General features: G+C 71.3%; 14 protein-coding genes. 6 read left to right on the top strand and 8 right to left on the bottom strand.

The window, feature by feature from the left end; genetic code table 11:
- Positions 1–42: 42 nt before the first annotated feature.
- From BLU81_RS09970 to BLU81_RS49515, 6 genes are all read left to right on the top strand, one after another.
- Entirely contained in the window at positions 43–1,515 is a 1,473-nt protein-coding gene (locus BLU81_RS09970) for an IucA/IucC family protein (protein WP_092543675.1), read from the top strand.
- A complete protein-coding gene (locus BLU81_RS09965) occupies positions 1,512–3,086 on the top strand; it encodes an IucA/IucC family protein (RefSeq protein WP_092543673.1) in 1,575 nt (524 codons plus the stop codon). Before BLU81_RS09970 ends, BLU81_RS09965 begins: the two co-directional genes overlap by 4 nt.
- Positions 3,079–4,203, top strand: coding sequence for an alanine racemase (locus BLU81_RS09960; RefSeq protein WP_092543671.1), 1,125 nt, complete (start codon positions 3,079–3,081; stop codon positions 4,201–4,203). Before BLU81_RS09965 ends, BLU81_RS09960 begins: the two co-directional genes overlap by 8 nt.
- A gap of 86 nt (positions 4,204–4,289) precedes the next feature.
- A complete protein-coding gene (locus BLU81_RS09955) occupies positions 4,290–4,925 on the top strand; it encodes a hypothetical protein (RefSeq protein WP_092543669.1) in 636 nt (211 codons plus the stop codon).
- A gap of 407 nt (positions 4,926–5,332) precedes the next feature.
- The gene (locus BLU81_RS09950) at positions 5,333–5,650 is read left to right on the top strand and encodes a hypothetical protein (protein WP_092543667.1); all 318 of its coding nucleotides are present in this window, start codon (positions 5,333–5,335) and stop codon (positions 5,648–5,650) included.
- Positions 5,651–5,913: 263 nt separating this feature from the next.
- A complete protein-coding gene (locus BLU81_RS49515; RefSeq protein WP_197686166.1) occupies positions 5,914–6,054 on the top strand; it encodes a hypothetical protein in 141 nt (46 codons plus the stop codon).
- Positions 6,055–6,089: 35 nt separating this feature from the next.
- Here BLU81_RS49515 and BLU81_RS09940 read toward each other — a convergent pair whose 3' ends face one another.
- From BLU81_RS09940 to BLU81_RS09905, 8 genes are read right to left on the bottom strand one after another with little or no spacing between them, the layout of a single operon-like run.
- Positions 6,090–7,274, bottom strand: a complete 1,185-nt coding sequence (locus BLU81_RS09940) for a cytochrome P450 (RefSeq protein ID WP_231954364.1) — start codon at positions 7,272–7,274, stop codon at positions 6,090–6,092.
- Complete coding sequence (locus BLU81_RS09935; RefSeq protein WP_172890517.1) at positions 7,271–8,464, bottom strand: nucleotide disphospho-sugar-binding domain-containing protein; 1,194 nt, start codon at positions 8,462–8,464, stop codon at positions 7,271–7,273. The genes BLU81_RS09940 and BLU81_RS09935 overlap by 4 nt, the downstream gene beginning before the upstream one ends.
- Before the next feature lie 4 nt (positions 8,465–8,468).
- On the bottom strand, positions 8,469–9,785 hold the full coding sequence (locus BLU81_RS09930; RefSeq protein ID WP_092543664.1) for a glycosyltransferase family 2 protein: 1,317 nt from the start codon (positions 9,783–9,785) through the stop codon (positions 8,469–8,471).
- The gene (locus tag BLU81_RS09925; RefSeq protein WP_231954362.1) at positions 9,782–10,783 is read right to left on the bottom strand and encodes an aminotransferase class I/II-fold pyridoxal phosphate-dependent enzyme; all 1,002 of its coding nucleotides are present in this window, start codon (positions 10,781–10,783) and stop codon (positions 9,782–9,784) included. The genes BLU81_RS09930 and BLU81_RS09925 overlap by 4 nt, the downstream gene beginning before the upstream one ends.
- Positions 10,780–12,039, bottom strand: coding sequence for an FAD-dependent oxidoreductase (locus BLU81_RS09920; protein ID WP_092543663.1), 1,260 nt, complete (start codon positions 12,037–12,039; stop codon positions 10,780–10,782). Before BLU81_RS09920 ends, BLU81_RS09925 begins: the two co-directional genes overlap by 4 nt.
- A complete protein-coding gene (locus BLU81_RS09915; RefSeq protein ID WP_092543661.1) occupies positions 12,036–13,709 on the bottom strand; it encodes a prenyltransferase/squalene oxidase repeat-containing protein in 1,674 nt (557 codons plus the stop codon). Before BLU81_RS09915 ends, BLU81_RS09920 begins: the two co-directional genes overlap by 4 nt.
- 22 nt (positions 13,710–13,731) lie before the next feature.
- Entirely contained in the window at positions 13,732–14,691 is a 960-nt protein-coding gene (locus BLU81_RS09910; RefSeq protein WP_197686165.1) for a UbiA family prenyltransferase, read from the bottom strand.
- Positions 14,692–14,696: 5 nt separating this feature from the next.
- A complete protein-coding gene (locus BLU81_RS09905) occupies positions 14,697–15,683 on the bottom strand; it encodes a polyprenyl synthetase family protein (RefSeq protein ID WP_231954356.1) in 987 nt (328 codons plus the stop codon).
- Between the last annotated feature and the right edge of the window lie 275 nt (positions 15,684–15,958).

The following is a 15,958-nucleotide window of genomic DNA, read 5'->3' as shown; positions in this document are numbered from 1 at the left end:
TCTGGCCACCGGCTCCGCCCGGACCCGGATGACAATGGTCGCGTGCCGCACCCCACCGCCGATCCCGACGGCACCCGCCACCAGCTCACCACCCTGCGCCCCGACCTGCTTCACGGCTACGACCACGCTCTGCCCGGCGCCCGTGCGGCCGTCCTGGCCCGGCTGCTGCTGGCCCTGGAACACGAGCCATTGCCCACCCTGGCCGGCCGGCACCACCATGCCGGGCGTACTCATGTGCGGTTCACTCGCGCCGTCGTCACCTATCCGACCGCCGCGGCGACACCGTTCACCGAGCCCTTGCCCGGCCTGGCCGTCACCGTCCAAGGTGAAACGGTGACCGACCCGGCCCGTCTCACCGCGCTGCTGTGGTCAGGCCACCCGTTCACCGCCGAGATCGCCAACAGTGTCGCCAACCTGGCTCTGGCCCGAGCCGTCGGTTCTGTCGAGGAGAACGGCCCCGGTGCCATCGAACAGTCCCTGGTCGACGGCCACCCGCTGCATCCCTGCTGCCGTACCCGCGCCGGCATGACCGTCGCCGACGTCCTGGCGTACGCCCCCGAACACCATCCGGTCATCCACCTGCGCCGCCTGTGGGTACCAGCGGACAAGTGGTTCGGCACCGCCCCGCCGGTCCTGCTGGCCCACCCCTGGCAGGCCACCCGGCTGCTCAGCGAATACCCGTGGCTCACCGACATCGGCCCCACCGGCCCGGTCCGCCCCCTGATGTCGTTGCGCACGGTCGCTCCCCTGGACGGCGGAGCCCATGTGAAGACCGCCGTCGACGTGCAGATGACCTCCGCGGTGCGGACCGTCTCCCCCGCCGCCGTTCACAACGGCCCCCGCCTGTCCGCCCTTCTCCAAACGCTGACCGCCGACCTGCCCCTGGACGTGCTCGCCGAAACCGAAGCCGGTGCCGTCATCACCGCCCACGGCCCCGACCGGCGGCTGGCCCACCTGATCCGCCAGGCACCCCCGGCCGACGCCATCCCCCTGGGCGTGCTCCCCGGCCGCCTGGACTCCGTGCACGACCCGTACACGTTCATGGAAAGTCTCGGTGACGTCCTGTTCCGGCCCCTCGCCCTGGTCCTGGAACGCGGTGTAGCCCTGGAAGCCCACGGCCAGAACACCCTGATCCGTGTCGTCGGCGGCCGGCCCGTGCGCGCCTACTACCGTGATCTCGGCGGTGTCCGCGTGCATCCCGGCCGTCTCGGCAGCGACCCCGGCCTGCACGGTGACCTGCCCACCGACGACCTCACCGAACTGCGCACCAAACTGTCGGCCGCCGCCCTGGCCACCGTCGCCCGGCAGACCGTCACCGCCCTGCAGGACCGTTTCGGCGCCGACCCCGACCGGCTGTGGCATCTGGTCGCCCGGTCCCTGCACGGCACCGCCGACACCGAAGCCCTGCTCACCGACCCTCTGCCGGTCAAAGCCACCACCACCATGCGCCTGGCCGCCGACCCGCTGCACGACGTCTGGACCCGCCTCGACAACCCGATGAAGGACCATCGATGATCCACATCGTCTCCACCGGACGACTCGCCGCAGCCGCCACCCGCACCGAAGCCGCCCTCGCCGTCCACGCACCCCACCTCGTCGACGCCTTCACCCGCCACCTGCCCGCCGCCGCCGACACCGTCGGCCGCCGCCTGCGCGCCGCCCTGGTCCGCGAAGACCTCACCCCCCGCACCGCGGGCGGCCACCTGCACGCTTTCCACCGGGTCGAATATCCGCACGCCGGTGTCGCCGACCCCGTGGACCTGCTGGCCGGGATCGACCCCACCGGCACCATGTCCGCCGAGATCCGCAACGCCGTCATCAACCTCGCGATCGCGCTGGCCCGTTTCGACCCGGCCGTCCCCGACGGCGCGAACCCCGACCTGCGGGCCGTCCACCTGGAACGCCTCGCCGTCGCCGGTCACAACCTGCACCCGTGCGGCCGCACGCGTCTCGGCTGGGACACCGCCGACGTCCTGGCGCACGATCTGGAAGCCGGTCACACGCCGCTGAAGTTCATCGCCGTCCGCGACGACGCGCACCTCGGCGACGACCTCGGCGCTGTTCTGGAGGGTGTCCCCGCCGCACCCCCCGGCTACCGCACCCAGCCTCTGCACGGCTGGCAGCACGACACGGTGCTGCACCGCTACGCCGACCTGTTCACCGACGGCACTCTGCGGCGTCTCGACGGCCACCTCGACGCCGTCCCCACCTCGGCGCTGCGGACCCTGCTGCTGCCCGGCGGCCAGTACCTGAAGGTCAGCCTCGACATCCAGGTGACCTCCACCCGCCGCAGCATCTCCGTCGCCTCCACGCGCAACGGCCCCGCTCTGTCGCGACTGCTGCACCGCCTGGTCGACGACGACCGCATCCTGTTGATGGCCGAGACCGCCGGTGCCGCGGTCCCCGCCGGCAGTGGCCGTGACCTGTCGGCCATCGTCCGTACCGGCCTGACCGGCCGCCTGCAGCCCGGCGAGCTGGCCATTCCCGGCGGTGCGCTGCCCGCCTATGATCCCGTGACCGGCCGTACGGTGCTCGCCGGTCTCGTCGACCAGTCCGGCGGCACCGCCGAGACCTGGCTCACCGACTACACCCGTCTGCTGTTGCCCCCGTTGTTGCGGCTGCTCGCCGACGGCGTGGCCCTGGAAGCGCATCTGCAGAACTGCCTGCCCACCTTCCGCGGCGGTCACCCGCACCGTCTGGCTTTGCGTGACTTCGCCGGCCTGCGCCTGCATCCCGGCCGTCTCGCCGACGCCGGTCACACCATCGACCTGTGGCCGGGCTCCGTCGTCGGTACCGGTGACACCGAGATCCTGCGTGCCAAACTCGGCTACACCGCGCTGCAGGCTCATCTCGGTGAACTCGTCATCCGTCTCGCCGAGTCCCATCACCTCGACGAGACCCGCGCGTGGCGTGTCATCCGCGAGGTCGTCGACGACACCTACGACACTTTGAGCACCCACCGGCATGCCGCGGCCGACCACAGTTGGCTCATCGCCGCTCAGGTCCCGCACAAAGCCCTGGTCCGCATGCGGCTGGCCGGCACCGGCGACATCCACATCCCGGTCAGCAATCCGCTGCATGGCTGACCTGACCGCGGCCGTGCGCGCTCTGCCCGCACCCCGCTGCGCCTACGTCTACGACACTGCCGTCCTGCGATCCCGCGCCAGGTTGTTGCGGGCCGCGGTTCCCCCGCGAACCACTGTGTTGTACGCGGTGAAAGCCAACGGCCACCCGGCAGTCGTACGAACCCTCGCTGAGGAATGTGACGGTCTCGAAGTGGCCTCCGGTGGCGAACTGGCCCTGGCCGTCACCGCCGGAGCGCGCCGCGTCGTGTTCGGTGGCCCCGCCAAAACCGACGCCGAACTGGCCGCCGCCCTCGACGCGGGTGCCCTGCTCAACGTGGAGAGCCCGCACGAACTGCGCCGCCTGGCCGCTCTGGGTGCGCAGGCCGACGTCTGCCTGCGGGTCAACCGCCCCGGGAACTCCCTGACCGGCAGCCACACCATGACCGGAACCCCGACCCCGTTCGGTATCGACGAGGCCCAGCTCCCCGCGGTGCTGGCCGACATCCCCGCCGGGCTGCGCGTCATCGGGTTCCATCTGCATGCCGTCTCCAACAACCTCGACGGCCTCGCCCACGCCGGTTTCCTCACCGACGCCATCACCTGGTCGATCGACACCGCGCGGTCGTACGGGATGGACCTGCACGTGGTGAACGCGGGCGGCGGCCTGGGAGTCGACTACCTCAGCGACGCCTCCATCGACCTGGCCCCGCTGTCGTCGGTGCGGGTCCCCGACGGTGTGGAGCTGATCCTGGAGCCCGGCCGCTACCTGGCAGCCGACGCCGGCTGGTACGCCGCCGAAGTCCTCGACCTCAAGACCACTCACGGCCGGACCTTCGCCATCCTGCGCGGCGGCACCCACCACTTCCGTCTACCGGCAGCGTGGGGCTACTCCCACCCTTTCCAGATCCTCCCCGTCGACGAGTGGCCCCACCCGTACCCCCGCCTCGAAGTCACCGACACTCCCGTCGACGCGGTTGGCGAACTCTGCACTCCCCGAGACGTCCTGACCCGAGCCCAGCACGTCCCCCGCCTACGAACCGGCGACATCCTGCTGTTCCCCCGAGCCGGCGCTTACGGCTGGGACATCTCCCACCACGATTTCCTCCGCCACGACCCACCCACCTTCATCACCCTCTGAGGTCTCCGCCGGCTTTTTTGAAGACCGTGTGGAGATCTCGTGTACGGCCTTCCGCGGGTTGCGACCGCGAGTGCAAGATCCTCACCATGGACTTCCCCTGGGATCCAGTCGATCAGCCGGCGAAGCCGTCCGCGGCGGTGGCGTGGAGCCGGCGCGGCTTGCTGCACGCCGCGCTGGGTGGCGCCGGTTGGCTGCTGCTGATTCCCGCCGGGTGGCTCGCTGAGACGCCTCTGCTCGCCGGTACGTTCGCCGGTTGGTGGATCTCGCTGTTGGCTGTGGTGTTCGCGGTGCTCGTCTCGGTTGCGGCGATCCTGATCGCCTGCGTACGCGGTTCGTGGGGAGTCGCCGTGGTGAGCTTGTGCCTGGCCGCTGCCGCTGTTGTCGTCGTCTCGCGGCAGGACTCGCAGATCTTCCCGGTTGACCATCGGTATCGGCTGCATCGGGCCGCGCTCGCCGAACTGGCCGAGGGCTACCGGGCCGGCCGTTTGAACGGCGAACTGACCCTGCCGGCCGACATGCGTTCGCTGTGCCCGTCCGGATTCGCGTACGCCGATCCGACCGTGTTGTTCGTGCAGCTATGGCAGAACTGGCGGGCCGAATCGGGAACCGGGCTCGCGTATTTCGCCGAGCCACCCACCGAGCCGACACCCGTCACGACAGCGTCGGGCGACCTCGGATACCCGAAACGGGAGGTGGGCGACGGCTGGTGGTGGGTGGCTTGAGAACCACCACCACCATGAGTCCATGGGTTCTGATATCGAACCGCGTCTGGTGAGCCGCGAAGCGTTCGACCGCCTGTTCCTTCAAGGAAGCACGGCGCTGTCGGCCGGTGAACACCGCCTGCAGTCACCACCGGTCGACGGCGGCTTCCGCTGGGGACTGTCCGCGCTGCTGCGTCCCGACCCGTCCTCCGCTTCCGACCTGGATCGAGTGGCGCATGAGGCAGCCGACATGGCAGGCGGAAATCAATGGGTCACCGGTGCAGCCGCCAGCTCACACCTGACATTGCGCTCGCTGGAGCCCTGGCGGGAGAAGATCGAACAGGATGACCCGCTCGTTCAGCGCTATGCCGTCGCCCTCACAGCCGCCGTGAAAGGGTGTCGGCCCGCTGACGTTCACGGTCGTCGGGTTGACGCTGACACTCGGCTCGGTGATGGCGTGCGCGGTCCCGGCCGACGACAGAGCCGACAGACTCGCCGACGCTTACGGGAAAGCGTTGGATGCGGACGGCTGGCACGAAAACGAGTTCACCAGGGAGTTCTGGTACCTGAATCTCGTTCACTTCGCCGAGCCGGTCCCGACGCCGAACCGGCTCATCGACTGGGTAGCCAACCGCCGCGACCAGCAGATCGCCACCATCGTCGTCAACGAGGTTCAACTCACCCGATGGCACTTCGCCGGCAACGGCATGCTGCCACGCCCGGTGGTGACGACAATCCTGTCCTGACCCGCCGCGTCAACCTGTCCGTTCAGTAGTGAGAGCCGTCTTCAGCAGTGCGATGTCCAGGGCGTCCTTCGGTCTCCTCGCCAAACCGGGCGCCCATTCCGGCATCATCGTCTTGATCTCGATCTGGGCGGACGGACTGATGATCGGACACCACAGATCACCGATTCTTCCGGTACGCCCGTCGAGCATCCCCGCAGGCCGCCGACACCATGCCAAATCGGGACCGTCACCGCGGACGACTTCGGCGGCACCGACCCCACCCTGTGATCCACACCGGTCTGGCCGCCGCGCGACGTACCGCTTGTGTCTGGCTCGACACCGGCGACCGCATCACCCGGATCACCGATTTCTGGCCCGAATCGTACGAGCCACCCGCCGGCCGCGAGCACCTCACCGAACGGTGACGCGAGCATCCGCAGCCCGCGCCACCGCAGGATCCTTACCAGGTGACCGGGAGGGCGGTCAGGCAGCGGACCGCGAGACCCTGCTTGAAGTTCAGGTCCTCGTCCGGGATCGCCACTTCGATGTCGGGCATGCGGGTGAGCAGGCCGTGCAGCGCCTCCTGCAGTTCCATCCGGGCCAGCGGCGCGCCCAGGCAGTGGTGGGGGCCGGCGCCGAAGCCGAGGTGGTTGTTCGGGGTGCGGGCGATGTCGAAGCGGTCCGGGTCGGGGAACACCGCCGGGTCCCGGTTGGCGGTCACGAACGCGGCGAGTACCGGCGTACCGGCGGGCAGTGTGACACCGCTGAGCTCGACCTCCTCCGTGGTGATGCGCGGCAGCATGACGCCGGTGTCGCCGAGCTGGATGAAGCGCAGTAGTTCCTCGACGGCGGCCGGGATCCGGCTCAGGTCCTGTTTGAGCAGCGCGAACTGGTCGGGGTGCCGGCGCAGGGTCAGCAGCGCCATGTTGATCAGGTTGGTGGTGGTCTCGTGGCCGCCGATCAGCACGCCGACGGTCATCGAGACCAGTTCGTGTTCGGTGAGTTTGTCTTCGTGTTCCTGGGCGTGGATCAGTGCGGTGATCAGGTCGTCGGCGGGGTCGGCGCGGCGGGCGGCGATCAGGGTGGCGAAGCCGTCGAGTGCGGCGCGGGCGCCGGACGGGTCGACGCGCCAGTCGCTCATCATCGCGTCGGACCATTGTTTGGCGCGGTGCCGGTCGTGTTCCGGGATGCCGAGCAGTTCGCTGATCACCTGCACGGGCAGGGGTGTGGAGAACAGGGTGGCCAGGTCGGCGGGCTGCGGCCCGTCGATCATGGCGTCGATCAGTTCGTCGACGAGCGCGGCTACGCGGGGGCGTAGTTGTTCGACGCGGCGGGGGGTGAAGGCGCGCGAGACCAGTCGTCGTAGCCGGCTGTGTTCGGGTGGGTCCATGCCGATCAGTGAGTCGGTCTCGAGTTCGCCGAGTTCTTGTGCGGGTGCGTCGGCTTCTCCGGCGGCTCGGCGGCTGAACCGGGGGTCGACCAGGACCTGCCGGACGTCGGCGAATCGGGTGACGAGGTAGGCGGGGGTGTCGCCGGGCATCGTGACCGGTGCGACGGGGCAGCGGTTGCGCAGGTCGGTCATCTGCGGTGACGGGTGGTGGATCGACGGGCCGGGCGCGAGTGGATATGTCAGCGGTTCGGTCACGGTGTTCCTCCTGGAATGAAATCCCGGCGGCCCGTGGCGGCGAGGTCTTCGAGTACCGGCACGACGGCTGCGGGTGTGGGGCGGGCGGCGTTCTCGACAGCAAGAGCGGCGGCGGGTCCGGGGTCGGTGAGCAGCCGCTGCAGTGCGGCGCGGATCGCGGCCGGGTGTTCGTCGCCGTCGGCGAGGACGGTGCCGGCTCCGGCCCGGGTCAGTCGTTCGCCGTTGAAGTGCTGGTCGGTGACCGCGGGTACGACCATTTGCGGCACGCCGCAGGCCATCGCGGTCATCAAGGTTCCGGCGCCACCTTGGTGGACGACGGCGGCGCAGCCGGGTAGCAGCAGGTGCAGGGCCAGGTGTTCGGTGGGGACGCGGACGTTGGCCGGGAGCGGCCCGAGGGTGTCCCGGTGGCGGGGGGCCAGGGCGAGCACGATCTCGGCGTCCAGCTCGGAGAGGGCGTCGGCGATGGTGGTGACGCTGATCCGGTCGGTGAGGCCGAGTTCGGCCATCATGGTGCCCCAGGTCAGGCAGATCCGTGGCCGGTCCGGCGGGTGGCGCAGCCAGTCCGGCAGGATCGCGGCGCCGTTGTACGGCACGAACCGGATCGGGTGGGTGGGTCCGGTCACCGGTACTTGCAGGGCGGCGGGGCACGGGTCGAGGGTGAGGGTGCCGGTGATCCGCACGCCGCTGGCCCCGGCGCGACGGGCGCGGGGCCCGATCAGTTTGTCCTCGTCGAGGTGTAGTTCGGTGGTGGAGTCCGGCCCCCACAGCAGTCGGACGTCGGGTACGCCGAGGGCTGCCGCGGCGATCGCTCCGGCAATGTTGAACGGTTCGTAGAGCACCAGGTCGGGCCGGTAGTGGCGGCCGTAGGTGATCAGGTCGTCGACCATCACGTCGGCGAATCGTAGGGTGCCGCCGTCTTCGGTGACCTGGGGTGCGAGCCCGTCCAGGTCGGTGCCGGTGTCGAACGCTTCACGGCTGGCCACTTTGCCGACCTGTCCGCGGAACACGTCGGCGAAGCCCAGTGGCGGCCCGACCGGTACGGCGGGCAGTCCGGCTTCGGTGACGGCGGCGACTTGGCCGGGCTGGCAGGCGACCCGGACGTCGTGGCCGGCGGCGCGTAGTGCCCAGCCGAGTGGGGCCAGTGGCAGGAAGTGGGTGCGCCAGCCCCAGGTGACCATCAGGACGCGCACGGTGTCACTCGCCGCCGATGGTGAGCACGCGGGTGTCGCCGTGGTCGCTGAGGTGTACCGGCAGGTATCCGGTGACGGTGTCGCGCAGGTAGTCGAGGTCGTCGGCGAACGGTAGTGGCAGCAGGTCGGCGGCGGGCACGGGGGTGCCGGTGGCGACCAGGTCGACGCGGCCGCCGATGCGCAGCGATTCCATGACCAGGATGCTCAGGTCTTCCGGTGGCAGGAATCGCCACAGGTCGACGGCGACGACACCGGTGTACCGGCCGTCGGGTTCGGGGACGGCGAGTCCGGCGAGGTGCCGGTTACGGGTGTCGGCGGGGGCGTCGTGGTCGAAGACGGCGGCGCCGGGTCCCAGGTGCAGGCGGTTCGCGCCGAATCCGATGACGAGTGCGTCGGTGCCGCGCAGCCGGTCGGTGAGTGCGCCGGGGAGTTGGTCGGCGCGGCCGAGGTGGTGGGCGCGGGCGGCGGTCAGGGAGTCCTCGAACCAGGTGATCCGGCGCAGGGTGGTGGTCCACAGTCCGGGCAGGGTGAACAGTTCGATGTCGTACCGGGGATGTTTGGTGAAGATGTGCCGGACGTTGCCGGCGAGTTGTGCCATCAGCAGCGGCCACATCCGGAAGTGCGGCAGGTCGTAGCTGATCGCGTCGTCGCCGACGCCGAACAGTTTCGGGTCGTGGTCGTGGTGGGTGAAGACGCGGTAGAAGAATTCGTTGTCCTCACCGCCCCAGGTGGTCAGTGCCTCGTCGAAGCCGCCGACCGCGTCGGCGGTGGCCCGGTCGATGGAGGCGTTGTTGGTGTGTGCGCAGATCCACGGCGCCCGCCCGAGTCCGGCCCGGTAGTGCGGCTGGTGCAGCATGTAGTCGCGGACGTCGGCGCGGTTGTCGTCGGCCATCGCCGGGGTGGGGGTGCGGCCGTGGCTGATCTCGCCGATGGCCGCCCAGTCCGCGGTGACGGCGCGGCCGAGCAGGACGGCGGGACCGAACCCGCGGGTCGCGTGGAAGTCGTGGTGGGCGCGCAGCAGGCCGGGGTCGGCGGCCTGGTCGGCGTCGAGGAAGACGATCACCCGGCCGCGGGCTGCGGCCATGGCCCGGTTGCGGGCGGCGGAGCGGCCCTGATTGTCCTGGCGCAGGTGGGTCAGTGGCAGCCGGTCCAGGAACGCGCTGATGACCGGTTCCAGCGGTGGGTCGCTGCCGTCGTCGACCACGATCACTTCGAACGCGGTGGTGGGCAGGGTCTGCCGGGTGAGGGCGTCCAGTGTCCGGGTCAGCAGGTGGCCGTTGCCGTACGCCGGAATGCAGACGCTGAGTACGGGGGTGGTCATCGTGGCACCGCCGCCGCGACGGTGGACAGCAGCCGGTCGTTGTCGGCGGTGGTGCCGACGGTGACGCGCACGCCGACCCCGGGGTAGCCGCGTACCAGGATGCCGGCCTCTGCGCAGCGGGCGGTGAACGCGTCGGCGCCGTCGCCCAGGGGCAGCCACACGAAGTTGGCCTGGCTGCCGGCGACCGGGATGCCGCGGGCGGTCAGTTCGCTGGTCAGCCGGTCGCGTTCGCCGGTGACGGCGGTGCAGCGGGCGGTGACTTCGGCTTCGACGGCCGCGTCGAGGCAGGCCAGGGCGGCGTTCTGGGCGAACGTGTTCGGGAAGAACACCGCGCCGGTCATCCGGGCCGGGCCGGCGAGGTGCTGCGGTGCCACGGCGTAGCCGATGCGCAGGGCGGCCAGTCCGTAGGCTTTGGAGAAGGTGCGGGTGACGCAGACGTTGTCGCGGCCGCGGGCCAGTTCCACCCCGTCGGGTACGTCCGGGTCGGTGACGAATTCGCGGTAGGCCTCGTCCAGGATGACCGGCACGTCGGGCGGGACCCGGTCGAGGAAGCGGTGCAGGGCGTCGCGGCGCAGTGCCGTACCGGTGGGATTGTTGGGGTTGCACAGCAGCACGCATCGGGTGTTGCCGGTGATCGCGGCGGCGGTCGCGTCGAGGTCCTGGTCGAGGCCGGCCATCGCCACCGGGACGGGCCGGGCGCCGGCGTTGGCGACGAGCAGCGGGTATGCCTCGAACGACAGTGCCGGGACGATCACGTCGGTGCGGGCAGGTCCGAGGGACTGGATCAGGTGCTGGATCAGGCCCGCGGATCCGGGGCCGACCAGGACTTGGCCGGCCGGGACGCCGAGCCGCCCGGCCAGTGCCCCGATCAACGGGGCCACGGTGTTGGACGGGTAGCGGTGCAGCCGGTGAGTGTCCGCGGTGATCAGTGCGGCGATGGCCGGGGGCGGCGGGTAGGGCGTCTCGTTCATGGACAGGTCCGCGGTGGTCGCCGTCATCGGTCTGCGCCCTTCGTGGCGGGGTGTGCGGGTGCGGTGCCGGCGTGCCGGTCGGTGAGCAGGCCGAACTGGTAGAGCCGGTCGACGGTCCGTAGTGGCTGCAGTTCGACGCCGGACATGTTGCCGGTGGTCAGGCGCAGTAGCCGCGGGTTGGTGGCGGTGTGCCGCATCATCCGGCGGCCGAGCAGCCGTGCCGCGCCGCCGGTGGTGGTGAGCATGCGGGCCGCGTTGTGGCTGACGGTCGCGGTGTGGTCGAGGCGGGGAAGTCGTTGCCGCTGGTAGGCGAGCAGCGCCTGGTCGACGGCGGCGGTGTCGCCGGCGTGCAGTGCGCCGGCGGACAGGTCGGCGAGTACGGCGGCGTCGGCCAGTGAGCTGTTGATGCCTTGGGCGGCCATCGGGTGTACGACGTGCGCGGATTCGCCGACCAGGGCCAGGCCGGGTGCGGTGAGCCGCGGGGTCCGCAGCCGCTGGACGGCGAGGTTCTGCCGCCGGTCCAGGTGGGCGCGCAGGGCGGGGCCGATCGCCGTCAGGGCGGGCACTTCGTCCAGCAGCGTGTTGATCCAGGCGTCGGGGTCGCGGAACGCGCCGTCGCGCAGTTCGTCGGGCTGTACCTGGACGTAGAGCCGGGCCCTACCGCCGGGCAGTGGGTAGACCAGGCGCAGGCCGCGGCCGCTCAGGTAGGCGGTGACTTCGGGGGCGACGGTGGTGGCGGGTAGTTCGAAAGCGACCAGCCGGTGCGGGTACGGGGTGCGCTGGACCTCGATCTCGGCGTCGGTGCGCAAGGTGGAGGAGACGCCGTCGGCGGCCACGACGAGCCCGGCGGTGATCTCGGTGCCGCCGGCCTGCACACCGCGGGTCCGGCCGCCCGCATCACGCAGCAGGCCCTGGATCGCGACGCCGAGTCGCAGGTCGATGCCGGGTCCGGGTTCGTGGGCGAGGGCGGCGAGGATGGCCGGGTGGTCGGCGCAGAGGATCTGCCGGTGGTCGCCGCCGAGGGTGGAGTAGTCGAGCGGCAGCAGCATCCGGCCGTGCGGGTCGCGGATGGCGAGCCGGTCGACGGGTACGGCTTCGGGCAGTGCCCCCCACTGGTCGAGGAGTCGTACGGCTTCGGGTTGCAGCAGTTCGCCTTTGGCCACCGGTGGTGGCGTGGTGCGCCGGTCGGCGACGATCACGCGCAGGCCGGCGGCGGCGAACGCGCGGGCGGTGGCGAGGCCGCCGACTCCGGCGCCGCAGATGAGCACGTCGGTGTCGGTCATGCGGCGGCCTGCTGGGTGCGGCGGAACGCGGCGAGGGCGCGCAGGGCCAGGGCGCGGGTGATGGCGCCGTTCGGGTAGTGCATGTGGTGGCGGATGTAGGCGCAGACCCGGGCGGTGGGCCAGCCGCCGCCGGGTGTCTGCGCGTCGATCAGCCAGTCGACGGCGCGGGCGGCGGGGGTGCCGGGGCCGGCGGGTTGTCCGGCGGACAGCAGTGCGTGCACGGCCCAGGCGGTTTCCTCGACGGTTCCGGGGGTGCCGTCGCCGGGTCCCCAGGAGCCGTCGGCGAGTTGGGTGCGCAGGAGCCAGTCGCGGGCTCTGCCGGCGGCCGGGTGGCTGGTGTGCCCGGCGTGTACGAGGGCGTCCAGGACCATGGCGGTGCCGGAGGTGTGGTCGCGGTACCACAGGTTCTCGAAGGTGCCGTCGGGGTTCTGCTGGGTGAACAGCCAGGTGGCGGCGGCGGTCACCGGGGCGCTGGTGGTGTCGTGGCCGGCGTCGCATAGCGCGGTGATGGCTTGGGCGGTGATGGCGGGGCAGGGTCCGTCGTTGGCCAGGCGGGTGTCGCGGACCCACAGGCTGAACGAGCCGCGGGTGTCTTGGCGCCCGATCAGCCAGTCCAGGCCGGATCGCAGGACCGGGTCGGTGCCGGCGTCGGGTAGTCCGGCGAGGGCGGTGAGGATCTCAGCGGATTCCAGGGTGACCGGCCAGCCGTGGCCGCAGCAGTAGCTCCAGCCGCCGGCGGGGACACCGAGAACAGCGAACGGGCTGGTCTGCTGGGTGCGGTGCAGCAGGTCGCGGGTGGTGTGCAGGCGCGGGTCGGTGGCGTATCCGGCGGCGATCAGGCCGGTGGCGGCGAACGCGGAGCGGGTCAGGTCGAGGTTGGTGACCGCGTCCCAGCCGCCGTCGGGGCGTACCGAGCGGCGCAGGAATCCGGCGGTGCCGGCGGCGACCTCGCTCAGATGCCCGGAGATCGTCAGTCCGAGGCAGACCAGCGCGGCCGGCCACGGGTCCTCGCTGAAGTCGCCGGTGTGCTGTTCGTGGGCGTCGATGGATTGCAGGAGCCGCAGCGCTGCCGGGATCGCGGAGCGCTGGGTGATCCGGCGCAGCGTGCCGGGTGGTGCGGTGGCGTGCTGCAGCAGCGCCAGGGCCAGAAACGGTGCGGTCCGAAACGAGATGCGCCGCCGGCGGATGGCGTCGGAGTGAACCACTTCCAGCGGCAGGCGGCGTAGCTGTCCGGCTTCGGGCAGCCCGGCGAGGGCGAGGAACTGGCGGCAGAGGTGGTTGACCGCCGGGTCGGTGACCGCTTCGACGCCGCCGTGGGCGGCGAGCCAGCCGCGGCCGGCGGTGACCGCGTCGCTGCTGGCCGCGGGGGCGATGCGGTGCAGGGCCGCGACCGCGACCGCGGTGGCGACGGTTTCGGCGGGGGCGCCGTCGACGCCGCCCCAGCCGCCGTCGGGCAGTTGCCGGGCGCGCAGCCAGGTCAGGCCGCCGTCGATCAGTGCGGTGGACCCTTGCGGGTCGGCGGCGTGCAGGGCGGTGATCGCACCGGCGGTGCCGAGGGTGGAGCCGGGCGGGTCGTCGGTGAACGCGCCGTCGCCGCGTTGCCGGCCGAAGAGTTCTTCGGCGCCGTCCGCGATGGCCCGGCCGACGCGGTCGGCGAGAACTGGTGACATACCGGTGTTTCCTTTCGACGTGCTATCGGTGCGCGGGTGCGGGTGCCCGGGTGCCGAACTCGTATCCGCTGCGCATGACGCCCTGAGTCCACCAGGTGAGCATCAGCAGGGGAATGACGGCGATCAGTGCCGGGACGATGCCGAGGCCGAGCGCGACGACGGTGGCCGCGAACCAGACCCGCTCGAGCACCAGGATCTCGTGGGCGCGCAGCGCGGCCCGGGCGGTCAGCGGGTGCCGCCGGCGGCCGGCGACGGTGAACGCGGCCGCGCCCGCCAGCGCGGTCAGCACCAGCCCGGACAGGAACGCGGACTGGCGTGGCCCGGGGTCCGCGGCCAGACCGGCGGCCAGGGCCGCGGCCACGGTGACGGCGTAGAGCGCCACGGCGATGGTGAACGCGGCCCGGATCCCGAACTGGACCGGCACCGTGCGGTAGCCGCCGGCCCGATCACCGTCGATGTCACGCAGGGTGCCGACCAGGTTGGAGGCGGTGTCGTGCGCCCAGAACGCCGCCGTGAGCAGGGCCAGTGGCCAGCCGCTCAGCGATCCGCCGAGGGCCGCGCCGTAGAGCAGTGTGAGCGCGCCGAGCAGTCCGCGGACCAGGTTCCCGGCGATGCCGCGGGCTTTCAGGACGTAGCCGTAGGAGACGATCGCGGCCGCGGCGGCGACCGCGACGGCCAGGGTGCGCCAGCCGCCCGCGATCGACAGCACCACCACCGCGGTCAGGCAGCCGATGCCGCAGGCCAGTGCGGTGCGGGCCGGGAGCATGCCGGACGGGATGGGCCGGTGGGGTTTGGCGATGGCGTCGAGATCGCGGTCGAACCAGTCGCTGAGATAGTGCCCGCCGATCCAGCCGACGGTCGGCGCGGCCCACGCGGCGGCCAGCCGCCACCATTCGCCGGTGCCGGCCAGGGCGGCGCCGGCGAGCCCGACCAGGCCGATGTACCACAGCGTGTACGGCCGCCAGGTACGCAGGTGAACCACCAAGGTCACCATCGGCGGGCCGTCGCCCAGCCCGGCACCGCGGCGAGCACGTCGGTACTGGCCGACGGCGCCAACACTGCCAGCTGCCGGTGGGCGCGCCCGGCGTACTCGTCGGCCAGGGCGTAGGAGCGTTCCAACGCGGTGGTGGCGCGGACCGCGTCGGCGACCAGGGTGACAGCGGCCTGGCTGGCGGCGCCGTCGCGTAGTGCGCCGGTCAGTGCGGTGCGCCCGTCGGGGCTGCTGGCGGCCCAGGCCAGCAGCACCGGCAGGGTGGCCCGGCCGTTGCTGAGGTCGCTGGTGGTGGATTTGCCGATCAGGTCCGGCTGTTCGGTGTACGACAGCAGGTCGTCGCGGATCTGGAAGGCGATGCCGAGTTGTTCGCCGTAGTCGGCCAGCGCCCCGATCGTGGCCGGGTCCGCGCCGCCGAGCGCGGCACCGACCTGACAGGCGGCCCGGAACAGGGCACCGGTCTTGAGCCGGGCGACTTCCAGGTACGGTTCGACGCCGACGCTGAGGTCACCGGCGAGCCGGGACTCCAGCGACTGGCCCCGGCACAGTGCGGCGCCGGCTTCGGCCAGTGCGGAGACCGCGGCGACGACACCTCCGGCCGGCAGCCCGGCGTGCTGGCTGCCGGTGATGGCCGCGAACGCGTCGAAGATGAGCTGGTCACCGGCGATGATCGCGTTCGGTACCCCGTAGGCGGCGGGCACCGACGCACGACCGCGGCGCACGTCGTCGTTGTCGATGATGTCGTCGTGCACCAGGGTGGCGACGTGCACGTACTCCAAAGCGAGCGCGGCCGGCAGCACCGGCTCCGGATCGCCGCCGACGGCCGCCGCGCAGTGCAGCGTCATGATCGGCCGGATCATCTTGCCGGCGGGCAGGAGCGCGTACCGCACGATCGCGTCCAGCTCGTCCGGGGTGACCGGCCAGCGGCGTTGCATCTCCTGATGCAGAAGCTGCCAGGAACTGCTCGCGGTGAGGGTTTCCATGAAATCGCGGGAATCAGGTCCGGCAACGATTGACATTGCTTTTTTCCGATCGCGGAGGCCCTATTGTGGAAATTGATATTCGCATTGCCTACGGTCAGTTGTCAGCACGGTACACCGGCCCAAGGTCCACTGTAAAGAGTCGATCCAGACAGAGTCGCCGGCAGGCCAAAAATCCACTACGGAAGCCACTATTGCCAGCGTGTTACATCGACTGCCAGGCTTGACGCGGCGGCCCTCCGCTGCCCAGTATCGTCGGGTATCGCCGCCGCCAGGCG

Source organism: Actinoplanes derwentensis, assembly GCF_900104725.1.
GTDB classification, from domain to species: domain Bacteria; phylum Actinomycetota; class Actinomycetes; order Mycobacteriales; family Micromonosporaceae; genus Actinoplanes; species Actinoplanes derwentensis.
This window is presented reverse-complemented; position numbering and strand designations above follow the sequence as displayed.

What these genes read in the sequence shown, in the direction of transcription:
- BLU81_RS09965 (WP_092543673.1), top strand. Translation starts at nt 1,512, where the DNA reads ATGATCCACATCGTCTCCACCGGACGACTCGCCGCAGCCGCCACCCGC.
- BLU81_RS09960 (WP_092543671.1), top strand. Translation starts at nt 3,079, where the DNA reads ATGGCTGACCTGACCGCGGCCGTGCGCGCTCTGCCCGCACCCCGCTGC.
- BLU81_RS09955 (WP_092543669.1), top strand. Translation starts at nt 4,290, where the DNA reads ATGGACTTCCCCTGGGATCCAGTCGATCAGCCGGCGAAGCCGTCCGCG.
- BLU81_RS09930 (WP_092543664.1), bottom strand. Translation starts at nt 9,785, where the DNA reads ATGACCACCCCCGTACTCAGCGTCTGCATTCCGGCGTACGGCAACGGC.
- BLU81_RS09925 (WP_231954362.1), bottom strand. Translation starts at nt 10,783, where the DNA reads ATGACGGCGACCACCGCGGACCTGTCCATGAACGAGACGCCCTACCCG.
- BLU81_RS09920 (WP_092543663.1), bottom strand. Translation starts at nt 12,039, where the DNA reads ATGACCGACACCGACGTGCTCATCTGCGGCGCCGGAGTCGGCGGCCTC.
- BLU81_RS09915 (WP_092543661.1), bottom strand. Translation starts at nt 13,709, where the DNA reads ATGTCACCAGTTCTCGCCGACCGCGTCGGCCGGGCCATCGCGGACGGC.
- BLU81_RS09905 (WP_231954356.1), bottom strand. Translation starts at nt 15,683, where the DNA reads ATGGAAACCCTCACCGCGAGCAGTTCCTGGCAGCTTCTGCATCAGGAG.